The organism is Pseudonocardia sp. ICBG162 (genome assembly GCF_020496225.1).
Classification (GTDB): Bacteria; Actinomycetota; Actinomycetes; order Mycobacteriales; family Pseudonocardiaceae; genus Pseudonocardia; species Pseudonocardia alni.
On sequence record NZ_JAHLJD010000031.1, the window covers coordinates 1,448,247 to 1,467,033 of the forward strand.

The following is an 18,787-nucleotide window of genomic DNA, read 5'->3' on the forward strand; positions in this document are numbered from 1 at the left end:
CGGACGCGGACGGGCCGCGTCCCCCGGTGGAGGACGCGGCCCGTGTCGTGGTGGTGCGGTGTCAGTGTCCGGCGGCCGCGGCGGGTGCCTTGTCGCCGTAGCGGATCTTCAACAGGCCCTTGCAGTACTCCCCGTTGGTCTCGATCCCGACCCGCTGCAACCGCGCGCGACGCAGGTGCAGCGGGACCTGCTCGACGGTCACCGCGGTGCCGTCGGAGTGGACCAGCAGCGGTGCGTCGTCGCCGGCGGGCAGGCCGATCGCCCTGCGGCGGGTCCGCATCCGGGTCAGCTCCTCGGTGTCGGCCTCGGTCCCGACCAGCTCGCCGAGCGTCAGCCCGGCCAGCTCGTCGGGTCCCCGGCCGGCGTCGACGAGCGGGCGGGCCACCCGGTCCTGGCCGGCCAGCGCGGCCTTGGCCAGGAACGTGTGCCGCAGCTCGTCGAGCTCGGCCGCGGCCTGCCCGTTGATCGAGCCCTCGAAGGACTTGACGAACCCGGCGTGCGCCGCGACCCCACCGTTGATCTCGTCGGAGGCGTGGTGGTCGGCCAGCGTCACCTCCGCCCTCGTCACTCCCGGTACCGCGGTCACCGCGTCGTAGGCGTCGGCGACCATCAGGAACGAGAAGTTCGGAGCGCAGAAGAACGTCGGCAGCCGGAGCCCGACGACGACCTCACCGGCGGGCGAGACCGACCACGACTCGACGAAGTCGAGCTCGGTGATCGGCTCGTCCAGCTCCGGGTCGAGCACCGTCCCCAGCGCGGACCACACGGCCTGCCGGAGCGGGCTCTCAGCAGGCCGCGGGGTCACGCCTGCGCCCCCGCCTTGTTGTCGACGAGCTCCTCACCCGGGGCCATGGCCTCGTCGGCCGTGGTGTCGGGCAGCCGGCACTCGGCCGGGACCTCGAGGTCGTAGAGCTTCGCCGCGTTGAGGCCGAGGATCTTCTTCTTCGACGCGGTGGTGAGGCGCGGGTAGTCGGCGAACTGGTCGTCGTCGGGCATCTGCCAGTCGACCAGGCCCTCGACCTGCCACTTCGGCGTCCAGATGTTGTAGTCGCTGCCGAAGGTCATCTTGTCCTCGCCGACCCAGAACAGCAGCTCGCCCATCACCTTGGCGAAGAACTTCGGACGGGCGTGCATGAGACCGCCGACGACGACCGACAGGCCGGCGTAGACGTTGGGCTCCTGCACCGCCATGAAGCAGAAGTCCTCGATGCGCGGCAGGCCGACGTGCTCGACGATGAAGTTCAGGCCCTGGAAGTCGGTGGCCGCGTGGTCGACGTCGGCGACGTCGAACGCGTCCTTGTCCAGCGGCCAGATCGTCGGGCCCTTGTGGACGTGGACGTTCTTGATGCCCAGCTCCTGGGCCCGCTCCAGGAAGCGGTAGCACTCCGGGTCGGTGAGCTTGAAGCCGCGGGAGCTGCCGTTCCACTCCGCGGTGTAGAGCTTCACGCCCTTGTGCTTGTACTTCGCGCAGTCCGCCTCGAACTGCTTCATGCCCTCGTCGCCGTCACGCGGGTCGAAGCGCCCGTTGACGATGATCCGGTCGCCCCACTTCTCCAGCAGCGCCGCGTTCTGGTCGGCGGTGTTGAAGCCGTTCTTGTACCACTCCTTGAGGTACGTCGACTGGAAGACCACGTGGTCGACGTGGCCCTCGATGAAGACGTCGCGCTCGAAGTCGTCCTGCGAGACCTTGAGGTAGTGCTCCCAGTCCCAGTGGGTCTCGGGCGGGCCGAGCTGGTGGTAGCCGTAGAAGCAGTCGATCCAGCCCTTGGCGTACTGCTCGCGACCCTCGACCCAGTTCTCCCGGGAGGCGTCCCAGAAGTGACTGTGGGAGTCGACGATGAAGTACTTCTCGCCGTCCTTCTCGTACATGTGGTTCCTCCTGCGTCAGCAGCTCTGCTGATCGGTGGTGGGTCAGGGAAAGAACGTTCGTCCTGTACGTACGTATGGCTGAGTTACGGAACGAGGATCGCCCGGCCGCGGACCTTGCCCGCGTCCAGGTCGTGCAGGGCCTCCAGCGCCTGGTCGAGCTTGTACTGGACGGTGTGCAGGGTGACCTTCCCGGCCTGGGCCAGGACCATGAGCTCGGCGAGGTCGTTGTAGGTGCCGACGATGTTGCCGATGATGTTCTTCTCGCCGGCGACGAAGTCCAGCGTGGGGGCGGAGAGGTTGCCGCCGTAGCCGAGGACGAAGTTGTAGCCGGCCGGGCCGGTCATCGCCCAGGCGTCGTTCTCCGCGCCCTGCTCGGCGACGAAGTCGAAGACCACCGTGGCGCCGCCGCCGGTGAGCTCCTGGACGGCCTCGACCTGGTTCCCGTCGGCGACGACGGTCTCCTCGGCGCCGATCTGCTTCGCCAGCTCGAGCGCGGCCGGGTTCTTGTCGACGACGATGATCTTGGTGGCGGTGAGCGCGGCGAGCGCCTGGATGCCGATGTGGCCGAGCCCGCCCGCCCCCTGCACGACCGCGGTGGTGCCCGGGTACAGGAACGGGACCGCCTTGCGGACCGCGTGGTAGGCGGTGATGCCCGCGTCGGCGAGCGCGGCGACGTCGGCCGGGTTGGTGTCCGGGTTCAGCTTCACGCAGGACCGCGCGGTGGTGCGCAGGTACTCGGCCATGCCGCCGTCGTTGTTCGACAGGCCGGGGAAGAACGCGTCCCCGGTGCACTGCATGTCGCGCCCGTAGCGGCACATGGTGCACAGCCCGCACGACGGCTGCGGGTGCAGGATGACGGTGTCGCCGACCTTGACGTTGGTGACGCCGTCGCCGATCGCGTGCACCCAGCCCGCGTTCTCGTGGCCGATCACGTACGGCAGGTCGGGGTTCTGGATGTCGGCCCAGTCCCCGTCGATGATGTGGAGGTCGGTGCGGCACACGCCGGCACCGCCGATCTTGACGATGACGTCGAGCGGACCCTGGACCGTCGGTTCCGGGATGTCGTCGATCTGGGGGTCCTGCTTGTACGCGTGCACCCGCACGGCCTTCACTGGCGGTACCTCCGAGCCTCGGACGCGCGGCGTTGCGCATCGTGGTGGTGGGACTTGGTGTGCCTGCTGTCACACCGATCTCAACCCCGTTGTGCACGACGGACAAGGGGGTTCGTTCTCGCGCAGCGAGAATCGTGAGGAACCGGGCGTCGCTTTCGCTGGAGGTTACCGACGAGTAGGGTCGGGTCATGGCTGATGACGCGAGCTGGGTGGCCGACGCGATGACGCAGGCGGTGCCGTGGGTGGGCACCGCCGGGATCACCTTCGGGTCGATCACGACCGACCGGGTCGAGGCGTTCCTCCCCGACCGGTCCGACCAGCACAACCACGTCGGCGGACCGCACGCCGCGGTGATGTTCGGACTGGGCGAGACCGCCTCCGGTGCGGTCGGCCTGGCCGCGTTCGCCTCGGCCGGGGACCGGGCCGTGCCGCTGGTCGTCCGGTCCGAGATCCGCTACCTCAAGCTCGCCAAGGGCGACCTCCGCGCCGAGGCGGTGCTGACCCGTCCGGCCGGTGAGGTGCTCGCCGAGCTCGACGCCGGGACGCGCCCGGAGTTCGCCGTCGACGTCACCATCACCGACGCCCAGGGTGTGCAGACCGGGGCCATGACGATCGTCTGGACGCTCAAGCCGAACAGGCGGTGAGCGTCCGTCCGGCCTAGCGTGGCCGCATGGACGTGGTGATCGCCGGAGGACACGGACAGATCGCGCTGCGACTGTCCACACTGCTCACGGGGCAGGGACACACGGTGCGCTCGATCGTGCGCAACCCCGACCACACCGACGACGTGGCGGCGACCGGGGCGAGCCCGGTCGTGGCGGACCTGGAGAAGATCTCCGCGACGGACCTCGCGACGCACCTGACCGGCGCCGACGCCGTCGTCTTCGCGGCGGGGGCCGGGCCGGACAGCGGCGTCGAGCGCAAGGAGACCGTCGACCGGGACGGCGCCACCCTGCTCGCCGACGCGGCCGCCGGGGCGGGCGTCCGCCGCTACCTGCTGGTCTCCTCGCCCGGGGTGGACGCCGAGCCCGACCCCGAGCGCGGCGAGGTGTGGGCCGCCTACCTCCGCGCGAAGAAGGCCGCCGAGGACGCGATCCGCGCCGACACGCGCCTCGACGCGACGATCCTGCGTCCCGGGAAGCTCACGAACGACCCGGGTACCGGGCGCGTCACCCTGGCCCCGCCGCCGGTGGAGTACGGCGAGGTGACCCGCGACGACTCCGCCGCGGCCGTCGCCGCGCTGCTGGCGGCGCCGGGCACGGCGGGCACGACGCTGGAGCTGCGCGGCGGCGACACCGAGCTGGGTGACGCGGTCGCGGCCCTGGGGTGAGTGCGGAAGGGTCGGCCCCATGAGCGAGCAGAGCTACGACGTCGTCGTGATCGGGGCGGGCCCGGTCGGTGAGAACGCCGCGGGCTACGCGGTGGACGCCGGCCTGTCCGCGGCGCTGGTGGAGGCCGAGCTCCTCGGCGGGGAGTGCTCGTACTGGGCGTGCATCCCGTCGAAGGCGCTGCTGCGCACCCCGCAGGCCGTCGCCGCCGCCCGGCGGCTGCCCGGCGTGCGGGCCGAGTTCGACCCGGCGAAGGTCCTCGAACGCCGCACGACGTTCACCTCCGACTGGGACGACAGCGGCCAGGTGCGGTGGGCCGAGGGCGCCGGTGCCGCGGTGCTGCGCGGCCGGGGCCGGCTGGCGGGGGAGAAGCGCGTCGTCGTGACCGCGGCCGACGGCGCCGAGACCGTGGTGACCGCGCGCCACGCCGTCGTCGTCGCGACCGGCAGCGTGCCGGTCGTCCCGCACGTCGCGGGGCTGGACACGGTCGAGTACTGGGGCTCGCGCGAGGCGACCTCGGCGACGGAGATCCCGCGCCGGCTCGGCGTGCTCGGCGGCGGTGTCGTCGGCTGCGAGATGGCGCTGGCCCACGCCCGGCTGGGCGCGCAGGTCACGCTGTTCAACCACGGTGACCGGGTGCTGCCGGGGGCGGAGCCGCAGGCCTCCGAGCGGGTCGCGGCCGGGTTGCGGGAGGCCGGCGTCGACCTGCGGCTGGGTACGGGCCTGGACGAGGTGCGCCGGAACGGGGACGCGACGGTGCTGCGCGGCGGCGGGGACGAGGTCGAGGTGGACCGGCTGCTCGTCGCGACCGGGCGCCGTCCGGCCACCGACGGGCTGGACCTGGACTCGGCCGGGGTGGGCCTCGGGCGGCGCGGCGAGATCGTCGTCGACGACTCGGGGCTGGCCGCGGGGGACTGGCTCTACGCCGTCGGCGACGTCAACGGGCGCGCCCCGCTCACCCACCAGGGCAAGTACCAGGCCCGGATCGCCGCGCACGCGATCGCCGCACGCGCCGCGGGCCGCCCGCTCGACGACGCCGCCTGGGGCGAGGACGCGGCGACCGCCGACCACCACGCGGTGCCCCAGGTCGTGTTCACCGACCCCGAGGTCGCCTGGGTGGGCCGGACCACCCAGGCCGCCCGCGCCGAGGGGCTCGACGTGCGGGTGGTCGACATGGACATCGCCGTCGCCGGGTCCTCGCTCACCGCGGACGACTGGTCCGGCCGGGTTATCGCCGTCGTCGACCCGCAGCGCGAGGTGCTGCTCGGGGTCACGTTCGTCGGGCCCGGGGTGGCCGAGCTGCTGCACGCGGCGACGGTCGCCGTGGTCGGCGAGGTGCCGCTGGCCCGGCTGTGGCACGCCGTGCCCGCGTTCCCCACGATCAGCGAGGTGTGGCTGCGGCTGCTGGAGACCTACCGCGCCGGATGAGGTCGTCCTGTGGGCCCGGGTGTCGGCCGGGCCCACAGGAGCGGCGGTCTCAGGAGCGGACGCCCAGGTGGTCGAGCAGCCGCACCTCGATGCGGTCCAGGTCGGCCGACACCGTGCGGTACGCGGCCTTGCGCCGGGCGGCCGGCATGTTCTCCGCGGCCCGGACGGCGGCGGCGAGGTCGTGCAGCCGCGGCTCGGTCTCGTCGGCGAACCGCTTCGCGGCCTGGTCGCGCTCGACGGTCCCGTCCTCGCGCAGCTCGGAGATGGTGCGCGCGATCCGGGACAGCCGCGCGTGCAGCCGGCCGCCGGGGCCGGAGTAGCCGCCCAGCTCGTCCGGGGACACGCCGAGGCGCCGGGAACGGTGGTCGTCGAGGCGGTGGCGCAGCGACCCGGCCGCGGCCATCGCGTACGGCGCCAGCAGCGGCGCGAGGATCTTGGCGACGCCCAGGTAGCGCTGCACCTTCCTGGCGTTCCACTCGCGGGCGACGCGGTCGCGCTCGGCCTGCTTGGCAGCAAGGGTCTCGCTCTTGAGCCTGCCCTTCTCCGCGGCCTGCGCCGCCTTCGCCTCGGCCTTGCGGGCGCCCGCGTCGGCCTTCGCGGCCGCCTTGGCGACCTTCCGGTCGGCCGAGCGGGCCTTGAGGTCGGCCGAGCTCAGCAGGCTGTTCGCGGTGGCAGTGCCCTCGCCGACGGCGCGACGCGTGCTGCGCGCGGCCCGGCGGCCCGCCTTCTCCGCCCGCCGGGACGCCGCCTCGGCCTTCTTCCGGGCCTTCACCGCACGCTGGTGCAGCTTCTCGGCGGCCTTGTCGGCGGTCTCGCGGGTGTACTCGAGGGTCTGGACCGTGGCCGACTGCACCCGTTCCGACGCGTCGACCGCCGCCTCCCTGGTCGCCGCCGCGGCGCGCTCGCCCGCGCTCGGCTTCCTGCGCAGCAGTCCCATGTCGTGTCCTCCCGGGTCGGCTCGGCAGATGATCGCCGTGTCGACGCAGCCTAGGGCCCCGCCCACCGCACGCGCAGGACCGACACCACCCGGGTGGGGGAACGGGGCGTCACGCGGATCCGGTCCTGTCGGGGGTGGTCTCTACCCTCGGGAGCCGTGAGCACCTCGACCGGACCGCGTACCGCACCCCGTGTCCTGCTGGACGCGGCGGCGCTGAGCGGGTGCCGCCGCCGGGTGCACCTGGACCACGACCCGTCGGCGGCGGAGCGGCCGCGGGGGCTGCCGGACCCGGCGATCGAGCAGCGCCGGGCCGACGCGGGGGCGCACCGGGTACGGATCGGCGAGCTGCTCGCGCGCACCTGGGGCGCGGACTGGGCGAGCACCTGGCCCGACGGCGCGGCCGGGCCCGCCGGGGCCGGCGCCGGTCCGCGGGCGGCCCGGGCGGAGCGCACGGCCGAGCTCGTCGCGGCCGGTGCGCCGCTGGTCTGGGGTGCGGTGCTGCCCGTCGACGGCGACCGGCGCGGCACCGCGGAGCTGCTCGTGCGCACGCCCACCGGGGGCTACGTCCCGCTGCTCGTCGTGCGCCGCCGGATCACCGATCCGGGTGAGGGCGCGCGCACCACCGCCGTCACCGACCCGTGGCCGCAGCGCGCCCGGCACGACCCGGACCGCAAGGTCCGCTCCCAGCCGCGCGACCTGCTGGCCCTGGCCCAGCTGACCCGGCTGCTGGAGGCCGCGGGCTGGGCGCCGCCCGAGTCGGCCCCGCGGCTCGGCGGGGTGATCGGGCTCGACGCCGACGTGGTCGTCTGGCACGACCTGCGGGCCGGGCACTGGCCCGGCGGCCGGTCCACGCTGGAGGAGTACGACGCGCGGTTCACCGACCGGGCCGCCGTCGCCCGGGCCGCGGCGACCGGCGGGCCCGCGCTCGCGGCGCCGTCGCGGATCACCGAGTGCCGCCGCTGCCCCTGGTGGCCGACGTGCGAGGCCGAGCTGGAGCAGGTCGACGACGTCAGCCTGGTCGCCCACGGCGAGACGGCGCGGCTGCTGCGGGAGTCGGGCGTCGCGACCGTCGCGGGGCTGGCCGCGCTGGACCCGGCGGACCCGCCCGCCGAGCTGACCGGCCCCCTGCCCGGGCCGCCGTTCACCGACCTCGTGGCGCTGGCCCGTGCGCGCCGTCAGGGCCTCGCCGTCGCCCGCCGGGTGCCGCGGGTGCCGGTCACCCGCGCCGACGTCGAGGTCGACGTCGACATGGAGAGCTTCGGCGAGTCCGGCGCCTACCTGTGGGGTGCGCTGCTGACGCTGCCCGGCGGTGCCCGTGACGGGGACCCGGAGCCCGGCTACCGGGCGTTCGCGACCTGGGACCCGCTGCCCACCCGCGACGAGGGTCGCTCGTTCGGGGAGTTCTGGACGTGGTTCGCGGGCCTGCGCGCCGCCACGCTCGCGTCCGGGCGCACGTTCGCCGCCTACTGCTACAACGAGCAGGCCGAGAACCGCTGGATGATCGCCTCGGCGCAGCGGTTCGCCGGGATGCCCGGGATACCGACCGAGGCCGAGGTGCGCGCGTTCGTCGCGGACCCGTGCTGGGTGGACCTCTACGGCGTGGTCTCCACCTGGTTCCTGTGCTCGCAGGGCAAGGGGCTGAAGAAGATCGCTCCCGCCGCCGGGTTCTCCTGGCGGGACCCGGAGGCGGGTGGGGAGAACTCCATGCGCTGGTACCGCGACGCCGTCGCGCTCGACGGCGGCGAGCCCGACCCGGTCCAGCGGCAGCGGCTGCTCGGCTACAACACCGACGACGTGCTGGCCACCCATGCGCTGCGCGAGTGGATGTCCTCGGACCGGGTGCTGGAGGTCCCGCTGGTGAGCGAGCTGCGCGACTCCGCCTGAGGTCCGCGGGGCACGCGCGAGCGTGTGAGGATCCCGGTCGTGGCAGCCAGAGGACACGACCGGATCGGGCCCCACGGCGCGGTCAGCAGCACCCACCATCTCGGCACCGCCGCCGCGGCCACGGTGCTGGCGCGGGGCGGGAACGCCTTCGACGCCGCCGTCGCCTGCGGGTTCGTGCTGCAGGTGGTCGAGCCGCACCTGTGCGGGCCGGGCGGTGAGCTGCCCGCCGTGTTCGTCACCGCGACCGACCCGGTCCCGCGGGTGCTGTGCGCCCAGGGCGTGGCACCGGCCGCCGCGACGGGCGACCGGCTGCGCGACCTGGGCTGCACGATCGTCCCCGGCACCGGCCTGCTCCCGGCGACGGTCCCCGGGGCCTGGGAGGGCTGGCTGACGCTGCTCCGCGACCACGGCACCTGGGAGCTCGCCGACGTCCTCGCACCGGCGCTCGACTACGCCGCGGGCGGGTTCCCGCTGGTCCCGCGGGTGCCCGCGGCCATCGGCACGGTCGCCGACCACTTCCGCACGCACTGGCCGTCGTCGGCGGCGACCTGGCTGCCCGACGGCCGGGTCCCCGCCGCGGGCGAGCTGGTGCGGCTGCCCGCGCTGGCCGCGACCTGGCGCCGGCTGCTCGACGAGGCCGTCGGCCCGAGCCGGGAGGCGCGCATCGACGCCGCCCGCGACGCCTGGTACCGCGGGTTCGTCGCCGAGGAGATCGGCCGGTTCGCCGCGACCCCGGTCCGGGACGAGACCGGGCGCGACCACACCGGCCTGCTCACCGCCGACGACCTGGCCGGCTGGGCCGCGCACTACGAGGACGCGCTCGTCGCCGACGCCGGGTCCGGCTGGTCGGTCGCGAAGTGCGGCCCGTGGTCGCAGGGGCCGGTCCTGCTGCAGCAGCTGCGGCTGCTGGCGGGCCTGAACCTGGAGCTGCCCGGCGGCGTCGCGACCCTCGACACGGTGCACGCCGCCGCCGAGGCCGCGAAGCTCGCCTTCGCCGACCGGGAGGCCTGGTACGGCGACGGCGCGACCCCCGACCTGCTCGCCGACCTGCTCTCCGACGCCTACACCGACGACCGGCGGGGCCTGATCGGCCCGGCCTCGGACGGCGGGCTGCGACCCGGCTCGCCGGGCGGGCGCACCCCCCGGATCGGGGACTACGCGGCGACCCCGGGCGCCGGGCGCGGCTCCGGGACGGAGGGGCCGGGCACCGGCGAGCCGACGGTGTCGCGGGACGGCGTCGCCCGCGGGGACACGGTGCACGTCGACGTCGTCGACGCCGCCGGGAACATGATCTCGGTGACGCCGTCGGGGGGCTGGCTGCAGTCGTCACCGACGATCCCGGCGCTGGGCTTCTGCCTCGGCACCCGCGGCCAGATGTTCTGGCTGGAGGAGGGGCTCGCGAGCACGCTGGCGCCCGGGCGGATGCCGCGCACGACGCTGTCGCCGTCGCTGGCGCTGCGCGACGGCGAGCCCGCGCTCGCGTTCGGGACGCCGGGTGGGGACCAGCAGGACCAGTGGCAGCTCGCCTTCCTGCTCGCGCTGATGCACGGCGGACTGGACCTGCAGGCCGCGATCGACGCGCCGACCTGGCACTCGACGGCGTTCCCCGCGTCCTTCGCGCCGCGCGGCTGGGAGCCGCACGGGCTCGTCGTCGAGTCCCGGCTCGGGGCCGGCACCCTCGCCGGGCTGACCCGCCGCGGGCACGTCGTGGACGACGCGGGCGCCTGGGCGCTGGGCCGGATGTGCGCGGTCGGGACCGGCGCCGCCGTCCCCGGGGGCGGCGGGCCCGGGACGCTGCACGCCGCGGTCGACCCCCGGTCCGGGGTGGGCGCGGCGATCGCGCTGTAGACGGCGGAACGCCCCGCCCCTCCCTCGACGGGAGGAACGGGGCGTTCCACGTGGAACACGGACGGGTGGGTCAGCGGTGCGCCTCGCCGCGCAGACCCTGCTCCCCCTCCCGGACGTGCCGGCTGTTCTGCAGCCCGTTGCCGTTGCTCGACGCGGACCCGTTGCCGTTCGTGGACGCCTGTCCGTCGAGCGGGAGCGGGAACTCCACGTCGGAGTGGGTCACCCGGCCCGGCTCCAGCGCGACCACCGTCGCGACCGGGGCGTAGCCGCTGGTCGCGAGGGTGTAGCTGCCCGCGGGCAGGCCCTCGAACGCGAAGGTCCCGTCCGGGCCGGACAGCCGCGACCCGACGACGGCGCCCTCGGCGTCGATCAGCGTGGCCAGTGCGTGCGCCACCGGGTGCCCGTCGGGCGCCGCGGTGACCCGGCCGGTGAGCCGGGAGCGCTGCGGCAGCCGCAGGTCCTGGACCGCCGTGCCGGAGCCGGGAACCTCGACGCCGACCGCCACCGGGTCGACGCCCTCGCCGGCCGCGGTGAGCGTGTAGCGCCCGGCCGGGACGCCGTCGAGCGCCCAGCGGCCGCCCTCACCGGACCGGCCGGCCGCGGCGACGTCGCCGCCGTGGTCGATCAGCGAGACGGTGACCCCGGGCAGCGGGGTGCCCGCGGCGTCGAGCACGGTGCCGCGGATGCCGCTGCTGACCGACAGCCGCACGTCGTGGCGGACCGGCTCGGTGCCGACCGAGACCGTGGCGGCGTGCGGCGGCAGCGCCGCCGAGGCCGCCACCACCAGGAAGCGTCCGGGCTGGTCGACGGCGATGCGGTAGTGGCCGTCGCCGTCGGTCGTGGTGCGACCGACCTGGTCGCCGGACAGCCGGGTGACGGTGACGACCGCCCCGGGGACCGGTGCGCCGGTGCCGCCCTGGACCCGTCCGGTGACGGCCGGGCCGTCGCCGTTGCGGGAGTGCAGGTGGTCCAGGCCCGCGGCCGCGGCGGCGTCACCGACGGTGCCGTTGTGCGGACGCGGCTGGGGCTGCGGCTGGGGCGCCGGGTGCGGCGGCTCCTGCCGGGCGACGACGGGCAGCGGCGTGGTGGGCGGCGCGATGTCCGCTCCGCGCCCACCGCCGTCGACCCGGCCGGCCGGGGCGGGGGCCGGGGCGACCGTCGCGAGCGCCTCGGTCGGGACCGACGCGGCGGCGCCACCCTCGCCCGCGGCCTCGGCCCGGGCGGCCTGCGCACCGGACATGGTGCGCAGCGGCAGCTCCTTGATGAACAGCACCAGGACGAAGGCCACCGCGATCACGCAGGCCGCGATGAGGAACGCCAGCGTCATCGCGCTGGTGAAGCCCTCCTGGAACGGTGCGGCCAGCCGCGGGTCGATCCGCTGCAGGAACGAGGAGTCGGCCAGCACCGAGGTGGACAGGCCGCCGGCCTGACCGGACTGCAGCGCCCCGACGACCTGCGCGTTGGCCGGGTCGGCCGCGACGGCGGGGTCGGTCAGCGCGGCCCGGAACGAGCTCGTGCCGAGCGCGGCGCGGATGGCGTCGGCGATCTTGTCGCCGGCGGTGGAGAACACCACCGACAGGAAGATCGCGGTGCCCAGCGTGCCGCCCATCTGCCGGAAGAACGTCACCGAGGAGGTGGTGACACCCATGTCGCGGGCGGGCATCGCGTTCTGCACGGCGAGCACGAGGGTCTGCATGCACAGACCCAGGCCGAGACCCAGCAGGGCCATGGTCAGGTCGAGCTGCCAGATCGGGATCGACGGCGTGACGGTCTGCCACAGCAGCACCATCGCGATCGTGATGAACGCGGTGCCGATCACCGGGAAGATCTTGTAGCGGCCGGTGCGCGAGGTCAGCTGGCCGGAGAGGATCGACGCGACCATGATCCCGCCGACCAGCGGCAGCATCATGAAGCCGGCCTCGATGGGCGTCGCGCCGTGCACGATCTGCAGGAACTGCGGCAGCAGCGCGATGCCGCCGAACATCGCCATACCGATGAGCAGGTTGAGCACCGAGGACAGCGAGAAGATGCCGGTGCGGAACAGCCGCAGCGGGAGCAGCGCGGCGTCGCCGTAGGCACGCTCGGCCAGCAGGAACAGCAGCAGGCCGACACCGCCGATGACGTAGCAGACCACCGCCGACGTGGAGCCCCAGCCCCACTCGCGGCCCTGCTCGGCGATGATCAGCAGCGGCACCAGGCACAGCGCCAGCGCCAGCGCGCCGGGCCAGTCGATCCGGGCGGGTCGCGGGACGTGCGGGATGTTCAGCACCCGGTAGACGACGACCAGCGCGACGAGCCCGATGGGCACGTTGACCAGGAAGATCCAGCGCCACCCGTCGATGCCGGCGATGGTGTCGACGCCGGACAGCAGGCCGCCGATGACCGGGCCGATCACGCTCGAGGTGCCGAACACGGCCAGGAAGAAGCCCTGGTAGCGGGCACGCTCACGCGGCGGCACGATGTCGCCGAGGATGGTCAGCGCCAGCGACATCAGGCCGCCGGCGCCGAGGCCCTGCAGCGCGCGGAACGCGGCCAGGGAGTACATCGACCAGGCCAGGGTGCAGGCCACGGACCCGATCAGGAAGATCGTGATCGCGGTCATGAACAGCGGCTTGCGGCCGAAGATGTCGGAGAGCTTGCCGTACAGCGGCGTGGTGATGGTGCTGGTGATGAGGAAGGCCGTCGTCGCCCACGCCTGCAGGTTGAGGCCCGACAGGTCGTCGGCGATGGTGCGGATCGCGGTCGAGACGACCGTCTGGTCCAGGGCGGCCAGGAACATGCCCAGCATCAGTCCACCCAGGACGGTCAGGATCTGCCGGTGCGTCAGCTCGCCGTCGCCGGAGGTGGCGACGGGGCGCTGCGCACTGGCGGCAGCGGTGGACATTCTCAGGACTCCTGTGCTTCGAAGGTCTGGTAGTCGTCGAGGAAACGGCCGAGCAGGCCGGTGAGGGCCTGCCGGTCGTCGGGGCTCCACGAGGCCAGCACGGTGGCGATGACGTGCGCGCGACGGCGTCGCTCGGTCTCGATCACGCGGACGCCCTCGTCCGTCGCGGCGAGAAGGGAGGCGCGCCCGTCGCCGGGGTCGGCGCGCCGCTCGATGAGACCCGCCTTGACCAGGCCGGACACCTGCCGGCTGATCGTGGAGGGGTCGGAGTGGAAGGTGGCGGCGACCTCGCCGGCCCGTTGCGGGCCGCCGAAGTGGAGGTGGGCCAGCACGTGGTAGCCGGCCATGTCGACGATCATCTCGGGTCGGTGCCGTTCACCGGACCGCTTCACCTGGCGGACCAGTAGGAACAGCTCCCGGACGATCGAGTCGGCGAGCTCCAGGTCGGCGTCGGCGGGCTCGGCGGTGGCAGCCTGTGCGGTGCTCATCGCGGACCCCCTCTCGGTAGTGCATGTATCACGCAACTAGTTGACTCGCGCAAGCATGCGCCGATGCGTTGCGCAATGCAAAGCGATTGGCCGTGAGCTGCGCCACCTGATTACGGTGCGGATCGTGAGCACTCCACAGCGGATCCGGCTGCGTCGCACGAAGGGGTGGCGCAAACCCGACGGCGCGGTGCTCGTCACCCGGCCCGGACCGTGGGGCAACCCCTTCGACGTGCGCGAGATGGGGCGGGCGCCGGCCATCGCCGCGCACCGCCGCTGGCTGCTCGACGAGCGCCCCGACCTGGTCGAACGGGCCCGGACCGAGCTCGCGGGCAAGGACCTGTGCTGCTGGTGCGCCGAGGACGTGCCCTGCCACGCGGACACGCTGATCGAGGTGGCGAACCGGTGAGCGGCCCCGATGGGGTCGACCCGGACGGGATCGACACCGACGTGTTCGACCCGCGTGTGTTCGCCCGCGGGGTGCCGCACGACGCGCTGCGGCTGCTGCGCGACACCGTGCCCGTCTCCTGGCAGGACGAGCACGCCGTCGGCCCGTGGCCGACCGGACCCGGGTTCTGGGCCGTCACCCGCTACGACGACGTCCGGCACGTCCTGCGCAGCCCGGCCGACTACTCGTCGTCGCTCGGGGCGACGCAGATCCGCGACCCCGACCCGGGCGATCTGCCGTTCCTGCGCCGGATGGTGCTCAACATGGACCCGCCGGAGCAGGTCCGGCTGCGGACGCTGGTCACCGGGGCGTTCACGCGTCGGCGGCTGGAGGGGTTCGCCGCCGCGGTGCAGCGCCGCGCCGACGCGCTCCTGGACGCCGTGCGCGACGACGGCGGCTGCGAGCTCGTCGGGCGGGTCACCGACGAGTTCCCGCTGCAGAACCTGTCCGACCTGCTCGGCGTGCCGGTCGAGGACCGCCCGATGCTGCTGCACTGGACGAACCGGGTGATCGGCTACCAGGACCCGGACCACGCGGCCGAGGGTCCACCGGTGAACCCGCGCTCCCCGGCCGCGCTGGCCGACATGTTCGGCTACGCCGACGCCCTCGCCGAGCGCAAGCGCGCCGAGCCCGGCGACGACGTCATGACCGCACTGGTGCACGCCGAGGTCGACGGTCGCGCACTCACCGGACCCGAGCTGCACATGTTCTTCTTCCTGCTGGTCATCGCGGGCAACGACACGGTGCGCAGCGCGTTGCCGGGCGGGGTGCTCGCGCTCGTCGGGCACCCCGACGCCTACGCCCGCCTGCGCGCGGAACCGGGGCTGCTGCCGTCGGCGATCGAGGAGATCCTGCGCTGGCACCCGCCGGTGCTGACGTTCCGCCGGACCGCCACCCGCGACCACGTCCCGAACGGGGCGGAGATCGCGGCGGGGGACAAGGTCGTCGTCTACCACTGCTCGGCGCACCGCGACGAGCGCCGCTTCGCCGACCCGGACACCTTCGACATCACCCGATCCCCGAACGAGCACCTGGCGTTCGGGCAGGGGCCGCACCTGTGCCTGGGCGCGCACTTCGCCCGGATGCAGATGCGGGCCTTCCTCACCGCGTTCCTGCGTCTGCCGCCGGCCCGGCTCGACGGGGAGGTGCGCCGCCTGACCTCCAACTTCATCAACGGGACGACCCGGCTGCCGCTCGCGTGGTGATCGGCCACTAGCGTGCGGTGCGATCACGCATCGCGCCCGGAGGGACACCGCCCGTGCCGCTCGCCCGTCACCTTCTCGGACCGGCCCTGCTGGTCGCGACCGCCGCCCTGCTCGCGGGGTGTGCCCAGCCGGGGCAGCTCGGCCACGAGTCCGACGCCGCACCCTCCGACGGGACGACCGTCGAGATCCTCCCGGCCGACCGGTCCGCGGCGCCGACCACATCCGCGGCCGCCCCCGGTGGCTCCGAGGTTCCCGGTGCGACCGCGGCCCAGGCGGGTTCCGATGCGGTGGGGCGCCTCGACCGCCCCGTCGACATCTCCACGCCCGGCCCCGCCGAGCTGCTCGTGCGCACCGAGGTGCTGCAGCCGGGCCAGGCGAGCGGCTGGGTCCGCCACCCCGGCACGGTGATCACCGTCGTGCGGTCCGGCACGGTGACCGTGCAGCGCGCCGACTCCTGCGAGCCGCGCCCGTTCGGCCCGGGGGAGGCGTTCTTCCTGGAGGACGGCAGGCCCAACGAGCTGCGCAACGACGGCCCGGACCCGGTCGTGCTGACCCGCTCGGAGCTGCTGGCCCCCGGCGCCCCGGAACGCGAGCCCGCCGAGCCCGCCTGCTGAGGCCCCTTGCCCGTCCCCGCACCGCCGGGTGGCCCGCGCGCGGATACTCGGTTCTGTCGGCCCCCTGTGGGAACATCGTGGGCGGTACCGGGGCAGGGGAGCGGACACCTTGACGACGAAGACGGTCATCGCGGCGGACTACCGCGAATGGCAGGTGAGCCGGCGGATCGAGTGGACCACGCCGGCGGTTGGTGACGAGTTCGAGCACGACGTCGACGCGGGTAACGGCGCGGTCGTGCTGATCCTCGGCACACTGGTGTTCTTCTGGCTGGTCCTCATCGTCTGGGTGCCCAGCGGGGTGGTCTTCCCCTGGTTCTACTGGCTCGTCGTCATCGTCGGACTGGGCTTCTTCCCCTTCCGCTGGCTGCTGCGCAGGCCGTTCACGATCACCGCGAAGACCCAGGGCGGCTACGACCTGCCCCCGGAGAAGTGGACGGGCATGGTGCGCGGGCTCGCCACCGCACGCGAGGAGACCAAGGTGGTCGTGCGCAGCCTCAAGAACCGTTCGACGCCCGGCCACGCGGACAGCCCGCTGCAGCCGATCAACTAGGAGTCGCGGTGCCCGAACTGCCCGAGGTGGAGGCCCTGGCCCACCACCTGCGTGAGCACGCCGTGTACCGCCCGGTGGCCCGGGTGGACCTGGCCTCGATGAGCGCGCTGAAGACGTTCGACCCGCCGGTGTCGGCGCTGGTGGGCCGGGTGGTGACCGGGGCGTCACGGTTCGGGAAGTTCCTGTCGGTCGACTTCGACGACCGCCCCGACACCGGCCCGCTGCACCTGGTCACGCACCTGTCCCGGGCCGGCTGGCTGCGCTGGCACACCACCGCGGGCGTCACCCCGCCCAAGCCGGGCCGCGGCCCGTTGCAGCTGCGGGTGCACCTCGACCAGGTCGGCGGGCCGGGCTTCGACCTCACCGAGCAGGGCACCCAGAAGCGGCTCGCCGTCTACCTGGTGGACGACCCGGCGCAGGTCCCGGGCATCGCGAAGCTGGGGCCGGACGCACTGGAGCTGGGCCGGGCCGGTCTCGACGAGCTGCTCGACGGCGACAACCGCAGGCTCAAGACGCTGCTGGCCGACCAGTCCACGCTCGCCGGCATCGGCAACGCCTACTCCGACGAGATCCTGCACACCGCGCGCCTGTCGCCCTACGCCACCGCGTCCCGGCTCGACGCCGCCGCCCGGGACACCCTGTTCGAGTCGCTGCACGCCGTGCTGTCCGACGCGGTGGCCCGCTCGGTCGGCCAGGGCGCCGCCGAGCTCAAGGGGGAGAAGCGCTCCGGGCTGCGGGTGCACGCCCGCACCGGGCTGCCCTGCCCGGTCTGCGGCGACACCGTGCGCGAGGTGTCGTTCGCGGAGAGATCGTTCCAGTACTGTCCGACCTGCCAGACCGGGGGGAAACCGCTCGCCGACCGCCGCCTGTCCCGGTTGGTGCGCTAGTGGCGGGCGCGGGAACGGGGGTGCTCGCAGTCGTGGACGGATCCACCACGCTCACCCCGTCCATGGCGCTGCTGCTCGTGGTGGCGGTCGTCGTCGGCGTGGTCGCGGTGTTCTTCTTCCTGTGGCAGCGCAACCGGCGCAACACGATGGTCTCGCCGCTGGCCAAGGCCACGTTCTCCGCGCTGCACACGGTCGCGCTGGCCGCGCCGGTGCTGCGCGAGGGGCTGTCGTCGCGCTCGGCGTCGCAGGCGCTGCCGTACCTGCGCCAGCTGCTGGAGACCACGGCGATGGCGATGACCGACTCCCGCGGGACGGTCCTGGGCTGGGACGGCACCGCCGACCAGCACCAGCAGGACGTGCAGACGCTCGCCGACACGGTCGTCCGGACCGGCCGGATGGAGCTGATGAGCCACACCTCCATCAAGTGCAACCAGCCCGGCTGTGAGGTGCGGGGGATCGTCGTCGTCCCGCTGGAGAGCGACGGCAACATCATCGGCACGCTCGCCGCGCTCACCCCGTCGACGGCGGGTCCGCCGGTGCTGCGGGCCACCGGCGAGGTCGCGCGCTACGTGTCCAGCCAGCTGGAGCTCGCCGAGCTCGACGACTCCCGGGCCCGGCTCAACCGCGCCGAGGTCCGCGCCCTGCGCGCCCAGATCTCGCCGCACTTCGTCTACAACGCGCTCACCACGATCGCCTCGTTCATCCGCACCGACCCGGCGCGGGCCCGTGAGCTGCTCATCGAGTTCGCCGACTTCACCCGGTACTCGTTCCGCTCGGCCGGTGAGTACACGACGCTGCTCGACGAGCTGAACAACATCGAGCGCTACGTCCGGCTGGAGAAGGCCCGCTTCGGGAACCGGCTCAACATCAAGCTCCAGATCGACCAGGAGGTGCAGAACGTCGTCCTGCCCTTCCTCGCGCTGCAGCCGCTGGTGGAGAACGCGGTCCGGCACGGGTTGTCCGGCAAGCCCAACGGCGGCACCGTCACCATCCGGGCGGAGAACGCCGGGTCCGAGTGCGTGATCGTCGTCGAGGACGACGGCGTCGGCATGGACCCGGCCCGGCTCAACGAGGACCTCGACGACGCCCACCTCTCCGGCGCGCACGTCGGCCTCGGCAACGTCGACGACCGCATGCGCTCGGCCTTCGGCGACAACTTCGGCCTCGTCGTCGACACCAACATCGGCGCCGGTATGAAGATCACACTGCGGGTGCCGAAGTTCCGGGCGGGCATCCGGGCCTGACCGGCGGGCATCCGTGGGACCCTCCGGCGATCCGATGGGCCGTACGGGTTACCCAACTGGTCGC

Annotated in this window: 17 protein-coding genes; 11 read left to right on the forward strand and 6 right to left on the reverse strand. The window is 73.9% G+C overall.

The features are described 5' to 3' along the window. Positions 1 to 61 precede the first annotated feature (61 nt). From KPL60_RS31790 to KPL60_RS31800, 3 genes are all read right to left on the reverse strand, one after another. The gene (locus KPL60_RS31790) at positions 62 to 805 is read right to left on the reverse strand and encodes an iron-sulfur cluster assembly protein (protein ID WP_179761465.1); all 744 of its coding nucleotides are present in this window, start codon (positions 803 to 805) and stop codon (positions 62 to 64) included. Beyond that, positions 802 to 1,869, reverse strand: a complete 1,068-nt coding sequence (locus tag KPL60_RS31795; protein ID WP_226354506.1) for an amidohydrolase family protein — start codon at positions 1,867 to 1,869, stop codon at positions 802 to 804. The genes KPL60_RS31790 and KPL60_RS31795 overlap by 4 nt, the downstream gene beginning before the upstream one ends. Before the next feature lie 83 nt (positions 1,870 to 1,952). After that, positions 1,953 to 2,981, reverse strand: coding sequence for an NAD(P)-dependent alcohol dehydrogenase (locus tag KPL60_RS31800; protein WP_226368079.1), 1,029 nt, complete (start codon positions 2,979 to 2,981; stop codon positions 1,953 to 1,955). Between the two features lie 188 nt (positions 2,982 to 3,169). Between KPL60_RS31800 and KPL60_RS31805 the strand changes: the two genes are divergently transcribed. Genes KPL60_RS31805 through KPL60_RS31815 form a run of 3 tightly spaced genes read left to right on the forward strand, consistent with a single transcriptional unit; the run spans position 3,170 to position 5,737 of the window. Beyond that, on the forward strand, positions 3,170 to 3,625 hold the full coding sequence (locus KPL60_RS31805) for a DUF4442 domain-containing protein (RefSeq protein ID WP_073573749.1): 456 nt from the start codon (positions 3,170 to 3,172) through the stop codon (positions 3,623 to 3,625). A 26-nt stretch (positions 3,626 to 3,651) separates the two neighbouring features. Further along, positions 3,652 to 4,311 (forward strand): NAD(P)H-binding protein, encoded by a 660-nt coding sequence (locus tag KPL60_RS31810; protein ID WP_226368080.1) that lies wholly within the window; start codon positions 3,652 to 3,654, stop codon positions 4,309 to 4,311. A gap of 19 nt (positions 4,312 to 4,330) precedes the next feature. Continuing rightward, a complete protein-coding gene (locus KPL60_RS31815) occupies positions 4,331 to 5,737 on the forward strand; it encodes an NAD(P)/FAD-dependent oxidoreductase (RefSeq protein ID WP_226368081.1) in 1,407 nt (468 codons plus the stop codon). Positions 5,738 to 5,786: 49 nt separating this feature from the next. On the opposite strand, the gene KPL60_RS31820 is transcribed toward KPL60_RS31815, so the two are convergent. After that, positions 5,787 to 6,674 carry a DUF6474 family protein gene (locus KPL60_RS31820; RefSeq protein WP_226368082.1) on the reverse strand — a complete coding sequence of 296 codons (888 nt, stop codon included), beginning with the start codon at positions 6,672 to 6,674 and terminating at the stop codon, positions 5,787 to 5,789. Positions 6,675 to 6,830: 156 nt separating this feature from the next. Here KPL60_RS31820 and KPL60_RS31825 point away from each other — a divergent pair, with 156 nt between their 5' ends. Next, a complete protein-coding gene (locus KPL60_RS31825; RefSeq protein ID WP_226368083.1) occupies positions 6,831 to 8,558 on the forward strand; it encodes a TM0106 family RecB-like putative nuclease in 1,728 nt (575 codons plus the stop codon). A gap of 39 nt (positions 8,559 to 8,597) precedes the next feature. After that, a complete protein-coding gene (locus KPL60_RS31830; RefSeq protein WP_226368084.1) occupies positions 8,598 to 10,406 on the forward strand; it encodes a gamma-glutamyltransferase family protein in 1,809 nt (602 codons plus the stop codon). Positions 10,407 to 10,476: 70 nt separating this feature from the next. Here the strand turns inward: KPL60_RS31830 and KPL60_RS31835 are convergent, their stop codons facing one another. After that, on the reverse strand, positions 10,477 to 13,290 hold the full coding sequence (locus KPL60_RS31835; RefSeq protein ID WP_226368085.1) for an MFS transporter: 2,814 nt from the start codon (positions 13,288 to 13,290) through the stop codon (positions 10,477 to 10,479). 2 nt (positions 13,291 to 13,292) lie between these two features. Next, positions 13,293 to 13,778: a MarR family winged helix-turn-helix transcriptional regulator gene (locus KPL60_RS31840; RefSeq protein WP_226354514.1), complete on the reverse strand. Its 486-nt coding sequence runs from the start codon at positions 13,776 to 13,778 to the stop codon at positions 13,293 to 13,295. Between the two features lie 124 nt (positions 13,779 to 13,902). On the opposite strand from KPL60_RS31840, the gene KPL60_RS31845 reads away from it, so the two are divergent. The 6 genes from KPL60_RS31845 (at position 13,903) to KPL60_RS31870 (ending at position 18,723) form a co-directional block, all read left to right on the forward strand. After that, positions 13,903 to 14,184, forward strand: a complete 282-nt coding sequence (locus tag KPL60_RS31845) for a DUF4326 domain-containing protein (RefSeq protein WP_226354515.1) — start codon at positions 13,903 to 13,905, stop codon at positions 14,182 to 14,184. Then, the gene (locus KPL60_RS31850) at positions 14,181 to 15,428 is read left to right on the forward strand and encodes a cytochrome P450 (RefSeq protein WP_226368086.1); all 1,248 of its coding nucleotides are present in this window, start codon (positions 14,181 to 14,183) and stop codon (positions 15,426 to 15,428) included. Before KPL60_RS31845 ends, KPL60_RS31850 begins: the two co-directional genes overlap by 4 nt. Before the next feature lie 53 nt (positions 15,429 to 15,481). Beyond that, positions 15,482 to 16,042 (forward strand): cupin domain-containing protein, encoded by a 561-nt coding sequence (locus KPL60_RS34990; RefSeq protein ID WP_226368087.1) that lies wholly within the window; start codon positions 15,482 to 15,484, stop codon positions 16,040 to 16,042. A gap of 109 nt (positions 16,043 to 16,151) precedes the next feature. Further along, a complete protein-coding gene (locus KPL60_RS31860) occupies positions 16,152 to 16,592 on the forward strand; it encodes a hypothetical protein (protein ID WP_226368088.1) in 441 nt (146 codons plus the stop codon). 8 nt (positions 16,593 to 16,600) lie between these two features. Then, complete coding sequence (locus KPL60_RS31865; protein ID WP_062399136.1) at positions 16,601 to 17,479, forward strand: DNA-formamidopyrimidine glycosylase family protein; 879 nt, start codon at positions 16,601 to 16,603, stop codon at positions 17,477 to 17,479. A 32-nt stretch (positions 17,480 to 17,511) separates the two neighbouring features. Beyond that, the gene (locus KPL60_RS31870) at positions 17,512 to 18,723 is read left to right on the forward strand and encodes a sensor histidine kinase (protein ID WP_224401013.1); all 1,212 of its coding nucleotides are present in this window, start codon (positions 17,512 to 17,514) and stop codon (positions 18,721 to 18,723) included. Positions 18,724 to 18,787 lie beyond the last annotated feature (64 nt).

Coding starts and splice junctions, on each gene's coding strand:
- KPL60_RS31795 (WP_226354506.1), bottom strand. CDS start 1,869: ATGTACGAGAAGGACGGCGAGAAGTACTTCATCGTCGACTCCCACAGT.
- KPL60_RS31805 (WP_073573749.1), top strand. CDS start 3,170: ATGGCTGATGACGCGAGCTGGGTGGCCGACGCGATGACGCAGGCGGTG.
- KPL60_RS31810 (WP_226368080.1), top strand. CDS start 3,652: ATGGACGTGGTGATCGCCGGAGGACACGGACAGATCGCGCTGCGACTG.
- KPL60_RS31815 (WP_226368081.1), top strand. CDS start 4,331: ATGAGCGAGCAGAGCTACGACGTCGTCGTGATCGGGGCGGGCCCGGTC.
- KPL60_RS31820 (WP_226368082.1), bottom strand. CDS start 6,674: ATGGGACTGCTGCGCAGGAAGCCGAGCGCGGGCGAGCGCGCCGCGGCG.
- KPL60_RS31835 (WP_226368085.1), bottom strand. CDS start 13,290: ATGTCCACCGCTGCCGCCAGTGCGCAGCGCCCCGTCGCCACCTCCGGC.
- KPL60_RS31840 (WP_226354514.1), bottom strand. CDS start 13,778: ATGAGCACCGCACAGGCTGCCACCGCCGAGCCCGCCGACGCCGACCTG.